This is a genomic window from Pseudomonas sp. TWI628 (assembly GCF_039673865.1).
Lineage (GTDB): Bacteria > Pseudomonadota > Gammaproteobacteria > Pseudomonadales > Pseudomonadaceae > Aquipseudomonas.
The window spans coordinates 1-12,127 of the sequence record NZ_JBDJMM010000035.1; the positions used below are offsets into that span (position 1 = coordinate 1).

The 12,127-nt window shown below is 62.5% G+C and carries 9 protein-coding genes; all 9 read right to left on the reverse strand.

Annotated features, from left to right (window positions below; translation table 11 throughout):
• Positions 1-112: 112 nt before the first annotated feature.
• Positions 113-2,968 carry an aminomethyl-transferring glycine dehydrogenase gene (gene gcvP, locus ABE528_RS23325; protein WP_346654176.1) on the reverse strand — a complete coding sequence of 952 codons (2,856 nt, stop codon included), beginning with the start codon at positions 2,966-2,968 and terminating at the stop codon, positions 113-115.
• Positions 2,969-2,979: 11 nt separating this feature from the next.
• Positions 2,980-3,363 carry a glycine cleavage system protein GcvH gene (gene gcvH, locus ABE528_RS23330; RefSeq protein WP_152958724.1) on the reverse strand — a complete coding sequence of 128 codons (384 nt, stop codon included), beginning with the start codon at positions 3,361-3,363 and terminating at the stop codon, positions 2,980-2,982.
• Between the two features lie 277 nt (positions 3,364-3,640).
• On the reverse strand, positions 3,641-4,846 hold the full coding sequence (gene gltS / locus ABE528_RS23335; RefSeq protein ID WP_346654177.1) for a sodium/glutamate symporter: 1,206 nt from the start codon (positions 4,844-4,846) through the stop codon (positions 3,641-3,643).
• Between the two features lie 110 nt (positions 4,847-4,956).
• Positions 4,957-6,465: a sigma-54-dependent transcriptional regulator gene (locus ABE528_RS23340; RefSeq protein ID WP_152958722.1), complete on the reverse strand. Its 1,509-nt coding sequence runs from the start codon at positions 6,463-6,465 to the stop codon at positions 4,957-4,959.
• A 145-nt stretch (positions 6,466-6,610) separates the two neighbouring features.
• On the reverse strand, positions 6,611-6,979 hold the full coding sequence (locus ABE528_RS23345; protein ID WP_152958721.1) for a DUF5064 family protein: 369 nt from the start codon (positions 6,977-6,979) through the stop codon (positions 6,611-6,613).
• Between the two features lie 55 nt (positions 6,980-7,034).
• On the reverse strand, positions 7,035-7,964 hold the full coding sequence (gene arcC, locus ABE528_RS23350) for a carbamate kinase (protein WP_152958720.1): 930 nt from the start codon (positions 7,962-7,964) through the stop codon (positions 7,035-7,037).
• A gap of 63 nt (positions 7,965-8,027) precedes the next feature.
• On the reverse strand, positions 8,028-9,038 hold the full coding sequence (locus tag ABE528_RS23355; RefSeq protein WP_346654178.1) for an ornithine carbamoyltransferase: 1,011 nt from the start codon (positions 9,036-9,038) through the stop codon (positions 8,028-8,030).
• A gap of 69 nt (positions 9,039-9,107) precedes the next feature.
• On the reverse strand, positions 9,108-10,367 hold the full coding sequence (gene arcA / locus ABE528_RS23360) for an arginine deiminase (RefSeq protein ID WP_152958719.1): 1,260 nt from the start codon (positions 10,365-10,367) through the stop codon (positions 9,108-9,110).
• A gap of 33 nt (positions 10,368-10,400) precedes the next feature.
• Entirely contained in the window at positions 10,401-11,828 is a 1,428-nt protein-coding gene (gene arcD / locus ABE528_RS23365; RefSeq protein WP_152958718.1) for an arginine-ornithine antiporter, read from the reverse strand.
• Positions 11,829-12,127 lie beyond the last annotated feature (299 nt).

Genomic DNA, 12,127 nt, shown 5'->3' on the forward strand with positions numbered 1-12,127 from the left:
GGGGGGGGGTGGGTGGGGGGTGGGGGTTAACCCGTATTTTTTTTGTTTTTTTTTTGTGACCTCGCGGGCCAACCCCCCGCTCCCACAGGGTAGGTGGCAAACCTGGGAGCTATCAGGCGTCCTGATAGCTCTCGATCGACGGGCAGGCGCAGACCAGGTTGCGGTCGCCGAACACGTTGTCGACCCGGCCGACCGGCGGCCAGTACTTGCCTTCCACCAGGCTCGGCAGCGGGTACACCGCCTGCTCGCGGCTGTAGCCATGGGCCCATTCGCCAACCAGCTCGGCCGCGGTGTGCGGGGCGTTCTTCAGCGGGTTGTCGTCCTTGTCCAGGCTGCCGTTCTCCACTGCGCGAATTTCTTCGCGGATCTGGATCATCGCGTCGCAGAAACGATCCAGTTCTTCCTTGGACTCGCTTTCGGTCGGTTCGATCATCAGCGTGCCGGCCACCGGGAACGACATGGTCGGTGCATGGAAACCGAAGTCGATCAGGCGCTTGGCCACGTCATCGACGCTGATGCCGCTGGTGTCCTTGAGCGGGCGCAGGTCGAGGATGCATTCGTGGGCGACCAGGCCATTGCCACCGGTGTACAGGACAGGATAGTGCTCTTCCAGGCGGCGGGCGATGTAGTTGGCGTTGAGGATCGCCATCTGCGAAGCACGCTTGAGGCCGGCACCGCCCATCATGCGGATGTACATCCAGGTGATCGGCAGGATGCTGGCGCTGCCGAACGGCGCGGCGCACACCGCGCCCTCGGTATTTGCCAGCGCAGCGTGGCCTGGCAGGAACGGCGCCAGGTGCGACTTGACGCCAATCGGGCCGACGCCTGGGCCGCCACCACCGTGCGGAATGCAGAAGGTCTTGTGCAGGTTCAGGTGCGACACGTCGCCGCCGAACTTGCCCGGGGCGCAGAGGCCGACCATGGCATTCATGTTGGCACCGTCGATATAAACCTGGCCGCCGTTGTCATGGATGATCGCGCAGATTTCGCCGATCGCTTCCTCGAACACGCCGTGGGTCGACGGGTAGGTGATCATGATCGCGGCCAGGCGCTCGCGGTGTTCGATGGCCTTGGCCCGCAGGTCCTCGACATCGACGTTGCCACGGGCGTCACAAGCGGTGACCACCACGCGCATACCGGCCATGTGGGCGGTCGCCGGGTTGGTGCCGTGGGCCGAAGACGGGATCAGGCAGATGTCGCGGTGGCCTTCGCCACGGCTGCGGTGGTAGGCACGGATGGCCAAGAGGCCTGCGTACTCACCCTGGGAGCCGGCGTTGGGCTGCAGCGACACGGCGTCGTAGCCGGTGGCGGCGCAGAGCATGGCTTCCAGCTCGGTGGTCATCTGCAGGTAGCCCTGGCTCTGCGCGGCCGGGGCGAACGGGTGCAGGTTGCCGAATTCGGCCCAGGTCACCGGGATCATTTCGCTGGCAGCGTTGAGCTTCATGGTGCACGAGCCCAGCGGGATCATGCTGCGGTCCAGCGCCAGGTCCTTGTCGGCCAGGCGGCGCAGGTAGCGCATCAGCTCGGTTTCGCTGTGGTAACGGTTGAACACCGGGTGCTCGAGGATGGCCGACTGGCGCAGCAGGGCGGCCGGCAGGCGCGAGCCGGTGCTGGCGGCCAGGGCGGCGAAGTCAGGCTGGGCCTGGTCAGCGCCGAACAGTTGCCAGAGGGCCTCGACGTCGGCCTGGGTGCTGGTTTCGTCGAGCGACAGGCCCAGGTGAGTGGCGTCGATCTGGCGCAGGTTGATGCGCTGGGCGCGGGCCTTGTCGTGCAGGCTGGCGGTGGCGCTGCCGGTGGCCAGGGTCAGGGTGTCGAAGGCGGTTTCGCCAACCACTTCCAGGCCCAGGGCTTTCAGGCCGGCTGCCAGAATTGCAGTCAGGGCGTGAGTGCGTTCGGCAATGCGCTTGAGGCCGGCCGGGCCGTGGTACACGGCGAACATGCTGGCGATGTTGGCCAGCAGCACCTGGGCGGTGCAGATGTTGCTGGTGGCCTTCTCGCGGCGGATGTGCTGTTCGCGGGTTTGCATGGCCAGGCGCAGGGCGGTCTTGCCGAAGCGGTCGATCGACACGCCGACCAGGCGGCCTGGCATGTCGCGCTTGAAGGCATCGCGCGTGGCGAAGTAGGCCGCGTGCGGGCCACCGAAGCCCAGTGGCACGCCGAAGCGCTGGGCGCTGCCGATGGCCACGTCGGCGTCGAACTCGCCCGGCGGGGTCAGCAGGGTCAGGGCCAGCAGGTCGGCGGCAACGGCAACCAGGGCGTTGGCGGCGTGGAAACGCTCGACGACTTCGCGGTAGTCGAACACTTCACCATTGCTGGCCGGGTATTGCAGCAGGGCGCCGAAGAAGGCGCTGACATCGTTCAGTTCACGCTCGTCGCCAACCACGATCTCGATGCCCAGCGGTTCGGCACGGGTGCGCAGCACGTCGAGGGTCTGCGGGTGGCAGTGCACGGAGGCGAAGAACGCGTGGCTGGCCTTGTTCTTCGACAGGCGCTTGCAGAAGGTCATGGCTTCGGCAGCAGCGGTGGCTTCGTCGAGCAAGGATGCGTTGGCGATCGGCAGGCCGGTAAGGTCGCTGATCAGGGTCTGGAAGTTCAGCAGCGCTTCCAGGCGGCCCTGGGAGATTTCAGGCTGGTACGGGGTGTAGGCGGTGTACCAGGCCGGGTTTTCCAGCAGGTTGCGCAGGATCGGTGCCGGGGTGTGGGTGTTGTAGTAGCCCTGGCCGATGTAGCTCTTGAACAGTTCGTTCTTGCCGGCGATGGCTTTCAGCGCAGCGAGGGCATCGGCCTCGCTCTGGCCGTCTTCCGAGCCGAGCACGCTGGTGCCCTTGATGCTGTCGGGGATGACGGCGGCGCTCATGGCGTCCAGCGAGTCGAAGCCCAGGGTGGCGAGCATGGCCTGCTCGTCAGCGGCGCGTGGGCCGATGTGACGGGCGATGAATTCGTTGGCGGTGCCGAGGTTGATGGTCATGGTCGGATTCCTCAGGCGTCGTCGTTGGCTTTGATCAGGCGGTCGTAGGCGTCCTGGTCGAGCAGGGCGGTGACTTCGCTCATGTCGGCCGGGATGAAGCGGAAGAACCAGCCTTCGCCCAGCGGGTCTTCGTTGACCAGTTCAGGGCTGTCGTTGAGGCCATCGTTGACCTCGACCACTTCACCGGTCAGGGGCATGTACACGCCGCTGGCGGCCTTGACCGATTCGACGGTGGACGCTTCGTTGCCTTTTTCATACTGCTGCAGTTCAGGCAGTTGCACGAAAACCACATCGCCAAGGGCGTTCTGGGCGTAGGCGGTGATGCCCACAGTGACGCTACCGTCGGCTTCGACGCGCAGCCATTCGTGATCTTCGGTGAAACGCAACTCGCTCATGGGGAATCCTCGGGAAGCAGGGCGTTGGGCGCGGTGCGTCCGCGCTCTTGGGTTAGGATTCCCTTAGCAATAATGCGGCCAGTCGTAAAAAAGTCTTATAAAACAATAGGTTGAATATTGATCGTCATCATTCTGCAATTGTTTTGGAATGAAAACGCTACAGTTGGCAACGAAGGAAAAAGAGTTTGGGGATCAAACCCTTGCACAGACGGATCGGAAGGGGTTTGTATTGATTTCAATACGCTGTATTGAAATCAATACAATGAGGCGTTTGGGCTTAGCCCGCAGCGAAAAACGGCAATGCCAGGTACAGCTTGATGACGATGACATTGATGATATCGATGAAGAATGCTCCTACCATCGGCACCACCAGAAACGCCAGATGCGAAGGCCCGAAGCGGTGGGTTACGGCTTGCATGTTGGCGATGGCGGTTGGCGTGGCACCCAGGCCGAATCCGCAATGCCCGGCTGCCAATACCGCTGCATCGTAATTGCTGCCCATGACCCGGAAGGTGACGAAGATCGCGAACAGCGCCATGAGCAACGTCTGTGCGGCCAGGATAATCAGGAAGGGCAGGGCCAGGGCCGCCAGGTCCCACAACTTGAGCGACATCAGTGCAATGGCCAGGAACAGCGACAGGCTGACGTTGCCCAGCACTGAGACTTCGCGTTCGAACACCTGATACACACCCAGTGCAGATAGGCCGTTGCGTAACAGGACGCCAACAAACAACACGCAAACGAATGTCGGCAATTCGAATGCCGTGCTATGCAGTTGGCTATTGAGCAAGGTGCCGCCAAGCAGGCTGACCGATATGAGTGCCAACGTCTCGATGAATGAGAACGGTGTAATCAGGCGTTCTTTTTCAGGCTCTTCAAAGCCTTTTGGCAAGTGCGCTACTGCCTGATCCTGGCCGGGCGTCTGCACGCGCTTGATCAGCAGGCGGGCAACCGGGCCGCCGATCAGGCCACCCAGCACCAAGCCAAAGGTGGCGGAGGCCAAGGCCAGTTCCGAGGCGGAGGCCAGGCCATATTTTTCGCTGAAGGTGCTGCTCCAGGCCGCGCCCGTGCCGTGGCCGCCGGACAGCGTGATGGAGCCGGTCAGCAGGCCCATCAACGGATCCAGCCCCAATGCCGTGGCCAGGCCGATGCCCATGGCATTCTGCACCAGCAGCAAGCCGGTCACCACGACCAGGAAGATGCCGACCACGCGCCCGCCTTTTTTCAAACTGGCGAAGTCTGCGTTCAGTCCGATGGTGGCGAAGAACGCCAGCATCAACGGTGCTTGCAATGAAGTATCGAATTGCACTTTCAGGTCGAAGCTGCGTAACACCAGCAGGAGCAGGGCAACGACCAGGCCGCCTGCAACAGGTTCGGGGATATTGTAGGTTCGCAGGACAGCGACACGCGTCACCAGCCCGTGGCCTAGTAACAGCACCAGTGAGGCGGCGACCAATGTGCCGTAGAAGTCGAGTTCAAGCATGAGAGGCGCTCTCTCTCCATCAACAAAGATGAGCGCCATTTTCGCAGCAGTGCTTGTTGAAGTATTGGTCTGACCCGTAGGAGTAATCTGAAACCAAACGGTATAAAGCTTTAGTTTCTCGCTGGAATACCGTATTTGCGCAAGCGTTGTGCAATAGCCGTGTGCGAAGTCTGCAGTCGCCCCGCCAGTTGCCGGGTCGAAGGGTAACTGGCATACAACCGTTGCAGCAGTTCACGCTCGAAGTCCCCCACTGCCTGCTCCAGGCTGGCCACGTCGCCGTCCTGCCCACGCGCCACCGATGTCCCGGCGATGTCCAGGTCACCGATATCCACCAGGTTGCTTTCGCAGATCGCTGCTGCACGGAAGATCACGTTCTGTAGCTGGCGCACGTTGCCGGGCCAAGGGTTGGCCAGCAGTGCCGAATGGGTGGCAGGCGTCAGCCGGCAGGCCGGGCGCTGGATCTGCGTGCAGGCCTGCTGCATGAAGTAGTGCGCCAGCATCAGGATGTCCTGGCCACGATCACGCAGCGGTGGTACCTGCAGGTTGAGCACATTCAGCCGGTAGAACAGGTCTTCACGGAAGGTGCCTTCGGCGACCATGCGTTCCAGGTCGCGGTGGGTGGCGCTGATGATGCGCACATCCACCTTCACCTCGCGGTCGCCGCCCACCCGGCGGAAGCTGCCGTCACTGAGAAAACGCAACAGCTTGGCTTGCAAGTACGGCGACATTTCGCCGATCTCGTCGAGAAACACCGTACCCTGGTTGGCCAGCTCCATCAGCCCCGGCTTGCCGCCGCGCTGGGCCCCGGTGAAGGCGCCGGGGGCATAGCCGAACAGCTCGCTCTCTGCCAGGCTCTCGGGAAGCGCAGCGCAGTTGAGGGCGAGGAACGGTGCGGCCTGGCGGCTGCTGATGGCATGGCAGGCGCGGGCCACCAGTTCCTTGCCGGTACCGGTTTCGCCGTGTACCAGCAGGGGGGCGTCGAGGGCCGCCACGCGCAGGGCGCGGGCCTTGAGGGTGCGGATTGCTGGTGATTCGCCGAGCAGCGCATCGAAGCCTTCGGCATGGTCGTGGTGCAGGGCCGACAGGCGCTCGCCCATGCGGTTGGGCGCATACAACGTCAGCAGGCCGCCGGCGTTGGTGATCGGCGAGGCGTCCAGCAGCAAGCTCTGGCCGTTGAGTTGCATCTCGCGCATCGGCAGGTGGAAGTTGTTGTCCAGCAGCGCCTGCAGCAGGTCCGGGTCGTTGAACAGTTCGCCCACCGTGCGCCCTGCGGACTCTCGGCCGCACAGGGCGATCAGCGCCGGGTTTGCCAGCAGCACCTTGCCGGCACTGTCGACCGCCAGCACCGGGTCGCTCATGGCTGCCAGCAGGGCGTCGAGTTGCAGGTGGCGGCGCTGGCCGGGGAGGATATCGACCACGTCCACCGACTGCACGCCACGGACTTCGAACAGCGCGTCGTGGAGCTCTTCGAGCACTGCCGGGCTGAGCGTGGGGGCGTCGATGTAGACGTTCGGCGGGATCATTTCCACGGCGTCCAGGTTGAGGTTGCGGGCACCGAGCAGGGCGAGGACTTCCTGGGTGATGCCGACGCGGTCGATGAAGCTGACGTGGATGCGCATGGGGACGGTGAAAGTGGTGGCCTGGGAGGGCGGTAGTATGCCTTAACATCGCCGGGGCCGCTTTGCGGCCCATCGCCGGCAAGCGCGGCTCCCACAGGTATTGCGCATGCCTGCGATGGGCTGCGAAGCAGCCCAGGCCTTGGAGTTACTCGAGGTGTTCAGGCTTTATCGGGTCGCCCGATTTCACATCCAGCTTCTGGCGGATGTCTTCGAACATGGCGTCGTAAAGCTTGTGCGGCGAACCCAGGGTTTCGAACTTCTGGTGCGACGCGAGGTAGGACTGGGCCTTACGCGAAGCCACGCTGAGAAAACTCGGCAACACCTGGTCCTTGGCCAGGAAGAACTGCTCATCGACGGTCTTGCCCTCGATGATGCCATGCATGCGGAACTGGATGCCTCTGCCTTCCTTGGGGTCTGAAAACGCTTCGTACTCGATGTTGAGGTCGTAACTGTGGTCGTTCTTGGTCAGCGCAGTGCGCTCGATGTGTACATGACCGGGGTGGAACTGGGCCATGGCAAACTCCTCCGGAAGGTGAAAATGGCGGGCCCGGTAAGCCCGCCCACTGCAATCAACGGTAGCTGATGCCTGGCTTTTCGGTGCTCACGCGGGTACCGGCGACGCCTTTGACGATGCCCTCGATGTTCTCCAGCGAGCTGATCACCGCCACTTTGCCGGTGTGCCGGGCAAAGTCGCAGGCAGCCTGCACCTTCGGCCCCATGGAACCGGCCGCGAAGCCGAGGCGTTCGAGCTCGTCGGGGTGGGCCTGGGCAATGGCTTTCTGCGTCGGCTTGCCCCAGTCAATGTAGGCGCCATCGACGTCGGTGGCGATTACCAGAAGGTCGGCTTCCAGCTGTTCGGCCAGCAGCGCCGAGCACAGGTCCTTGTCGATCACCGCCTCGATGCCTTTGAGCTTCTTGTGCTCATCGTACATTGTGGGGATGCCACCACCACCGGCGCAGATCACGATGCTGCTTTTTTCCAGCAGCCACTTGATCGGGCGGATTTCGAAGATGCGCTTGGGTTTCGGGCTGGCGACCACGCGGCGGTACTTGTCGCCGTCGGGCTTGACCACCCAGCCTTTTTCCTTGGCCAGGCGCTCGGCGTCTTCCTTGCTGTAGACCGGGCCGATGAACTTGCTCGGGTCCTTGAAGGCCGGGTCGTTGGCGTCCACTTCCACTTGGGTCAGCAGGGTGGCGAACGGCACTTCGAAGTCCAGCAGGTTGCCCAGCTCCTGTTCGATCATGTAGCCGATCATGCCTTCGGTCTCGGCGCCGAGCACGTCCAGCGGGTAGGCCTCGTCGGGCTTGTACGACAGGCCTTGCAGGGCCAGCAGGCCAACCTGCGGGCCGTTGCCGTGGGCGATGACCAGTTCGTTGCCGGGGTGAATCTTGGCGATCTGTTCAGTGGCCGTGCGGATATTGGCGCGCTGGTTGTCAGCGGTCATGGGTTCGCCACGGCGCAGCAGGGCGTTGCCGCCCAATGCAACAACGATACGCATGGGGAATGTCCTTTAACGAAGAGGGAAGGGCGCCGCCCCATGAGTAGGGGCGGCGCGGCCGGCTTACAGGTCAGCCAGGGTCGAAACCAGGATCGCCTTGATGGTGTGCATGCGGTTTTCCGCCTGCTCGAAGGCGATGCATGCCGGCGACTCGAACACGTCATCGGTCACTTCGATGCCGTTGGCCAGGTCCGGGTACTGTTCGGCAATCTGCTTGCCGACCTTGGTCTCGGAGTTGTGGAAGGCCGGCAGGCAGTGCATGAACTTGGTCCGTGGGTTGCCGCTGGCTTTCATCAGCTCCTTGTTCACCTGGTAAGGCTTGAGCTGCTTGATGCGCTCGCCCCAGGCTTCGATCGGCTCGCCCATCGAGACCCAGACGTCGGTGTGGATGAAGTCGACGCCCTTGACCGCAGCCTTGGGGTCTTCGGTCAGGGTGATGCGTGCGCCGCTTTCTTCGGCGTACTTGTGGCAACGCTCGACCAGGTCATCATGTGGCCACAGCGCCTTGGGTGCGGCGATGCGCACGTCCATGCCGAGCTTGGCGCCGATCAGCAGCAGCGAGTTGCCCATGTTGTTGCGGGCGTCTCCCAGGTAGGCGTAGCTGATGTCGTGCAGCGGCTTGTCGCTGTGCTCACGCATGGTCAGCACGTCGGCGATCATCTGGGTCGGGTGGTATTCATCGGTAAGGCCGTTGAACACCGGGACGCCGGCGAACTTGGCCAGTTCTTCGACGATTTCCTGCTTGAAGCCGCGGTACTCGATGGCGTCGTACATGCGCCCGAGTACGCGGGCGGTGTCCTTCATGCTTTCCTTGTGGCCAATCTGCGAAGAGTTGGGGTCGATGTAGGTAACGTTGGCGCCCTGGTCATAGGCGGCGACTTCGAAGGCGCAGCGGGTGCGGGTCGAGGTCTTCTCGAAGATCAGGGCGATGTTGTTGCCCTTCAGGTGCTGCTGCTCGGTGCCGGTGTATTTGGCGCGCTTGAGGTCGCGGGACAGGTCCAGCAGGTATTTCAGTTCGCGGGTGCTGTGGTGTTCGAGGCTGAGCAGGTTGCGGTTGTGAATATTGAACGCCATGACTTTTCTCCTTGGGTTTGGTGAACACACCGGCCGCCGCTTCGTGAGGGCGGCCGGGGGCAATGGTCGTTAGTAATCGATTGGGTCACGGACGATCGGGCAGGTCATGCAGTGGCCGCCGCCACGGCCACGGCCCAGTTCGCCGGCGCTGATGGTGATGACTTCGATGCCGGCCTTGCGCAGCAGGGTATTGGTGTAGGTGTTGCGGTCGTAGCCGATGACCACGCCGGGTTCGATGGCCACCACGTTGTTGCCGTCATCCCACTGTTCACGTTCGGCGGCGAAGCTGTTGCCGCCGGTCTCTACGACGCGCAGGCCATCCTTGAGCCCAAGCTCCTCGCCGACCACTTCGATGAACGACTTGTTGATGCGGCGCACGTCCATGCCATAGGGCTTGCTTTCGTCCGGCCGAATGATGAACGGCACGATCTCTTTCACCACTTCCGGGAAGACCGTGATCAGGTCGCGGTCGCAGAAGCTGAACACGGTGTCCAGGTGCATGGCGGCGCGGGACTTCGGCAGGCCGGCGACGATGACTTCCCTGACTGCGCCCTTGGCGAACAGGTTGCGAGCCAGCTGGCCGATGGCCTGGCGCGAGGTGCGCTCGCCCATGCCGATCAGCACGATGCCGTTGCCGATCGGCATCACGTCACCGCCTTCGAGGGTGGACTGGCCGTGATCCTTGTCGGGGTCGCCGTACCAGACCTGGAAGTCGGCACCGGTGAACTCCTTGTGGAACTTGTAGATGGCGGTGGTCAGCAGGGTTTCCTGGCGACGCGCCGGCCAGTACATCGGGTTCAGCGTCACGCCGCCGTAGATCCAGCAGGTGGTGTCGCGGGTGAACTGGGTGTTGGGCAGCGGCGGCAGGATGAAGCTGGAGTGGCCCAGGTAGTCGTTGTACATCTTGACCACATCGGCGCCTTCGCTCTGCGGCAGGTCCTGGCCGGCCACGCCACCGATCAGGAACTCGGCCAGGTGACGTGGCTCAAGGCTTTCGAGCCAGCTGCGCACTTCGTTGTTCAGGCCCACACCAACGGTGTCATCGGTGATCTTGCGGTCGAGAATCCACTTCAGGGCTTCGGGCTGCTGGACGATGTCGGTCAGCAGGTTGTGCATTTCCAGCACATCGACGCCGCGCTCACGCATCTTGGTGACGAAGTCGAAGTGGTCACGCTTGGCCTGGTCGACCCAGATCACGTCGTCGAACAGCAGCTCGTCACAGTTGCTTGGCGTCAGCCGCTTGTGCGCCAGGCCCGGTGCGCAAACCATTACCTTGCGCAGTTTGCCGGCTTCGGAGTGGACACCGTACTTCTGTTTTTCAGCGGACATGGTTTCATTCCTCCAATTGAACGAAGACGTGGGTCAAAGGGTCAGGAAGCCGTCATACAGGCCGAAGGCTGCCACCAGGGCGCCGATGACCACGGCTGCGAAGATCAGTTTTTCCACGTTGGTGAAGATCGGTTGGCCCACCTCACGCTTGGCCTTGGCGAACAGGATCGCGCCAGGGGCATAGAGCAGGGCCGAGAGCAGCAGGTATTTCACGCCGCCGGCATACAGCAGCCAGATGGCGTATATCAGCGCGATGCCGCCGATGATCAGGTCCTTCTGCCGCTCGGCAAGGGCCTGCTCGTAGGTTTCGCTGCGCAGTGCCAGCAGGAAGGCATAAGCCGCCGACCACAGGTAAGGCACCAGGATCATCGAGGTGGCGAGGTAGATCAGCGACAGGTAGGTACTGCTGGAGAACAGGGTGATGACCAGGAAGATCTGCACCATGGCGTTGGTCAGCCACAGGGCGTTGGCCGGCACCTGGTTGGCGTTCTCGCGGCGCAGGAACTCCGGCATGGTGTGGTCCTTGGCGGCGGCGAACATGATCTCGGCGCACAGCAGCACCCACGACAGCAAGGCCCCCAGCAACGAGATCACCAGGCCGACGCTGATCAGCACCGCGCCCCAGTGGCCGACCACATGCTCAAGTACCGCAGCCATCGATGGGTTCTGCAGCTTGGCCAGCTCTGGCTGGGTCATGATGCCCAGCGACAGCACGTTGACCAGCACCAGGAACAGCAGCACGGTGACGAAACCGATGACCGTGGCCTTGCCGACGTCGGAGCGTTTTTCCGCCCGTGCCGAGAAGATGCTCGCGCCTTCGATACCGATGAACACCCAGACGGTGACCAGCATCATGTTACGCACCTGGTTCATCACACTGCCCAGGTCAGGCGTGCCCACGGCCCAGATGTCGGCGGTGAAGATGTCGAGTTTGAAGGCGAACAGGCAGATCAGGGCGAACAGCCCCAGCGGCACGACCTTGGCCACGGTGGTGACCAGGTTGATGAATGCCGCTTCCTTGATGCCACGCAGTACCAGGAAGTGCACGGCCCAGAGCAGCACCGAGGCACCGATGATCGCCGCCGGGGTGTTGCCTTCGCCGAAGATCGGGAAGAAGTAACCGAGGGTGCTGAACAGCAACACGAAGTAGCCGACGTTGCCCAGCCAGGCACTGATCCAGTAGCCCCAGGCTGATGAAAAGCCCATGTAGTCGCCGAAGCCAGCCTTGGCATAGGCGTAAACACCGCCATCCAGGTCAGGCTTGCGGTTGGCCAGGGTCTGGAACACGAAGGCCAGCGTCAGCATGCCCACCGCGGTGATCGCCCAGCCAATCAGTACCGCACCAACCCCTGCACTGGCGGCCATGTTTTGCGGCAGCGAGAAGATCCCGCCGCCAATCATCGAACCGACCACAAGTGCAACTAACGCGCCGAGTTTTAGTTTTCCGGATGAATCAGACATTTAACAACTCCTGCCAGGAGAAAGTTGACGACAGAATAAATCTGACGCCTGGTCCATGACCTGACATGGATCAGTTCATGGCAACGCGAGGGTAGGAAATTTCCTACACGCGACTCCTGGAGCGTGCCGACTGCTCAGCTGCAGGCCTTCTGCGCTGGCATCTCCATGTCCTTCTAGAGCAAACGCTCCGTTTGGCCTGCGATGTCTGAAGCTAGCCGCTTTTGTCGCTTTCGCAAATTTTTCACGAGAATTTCGAGTTTTAACGAATGCTTTTCTAGTTGCTGGGCACCTGCTAGTTT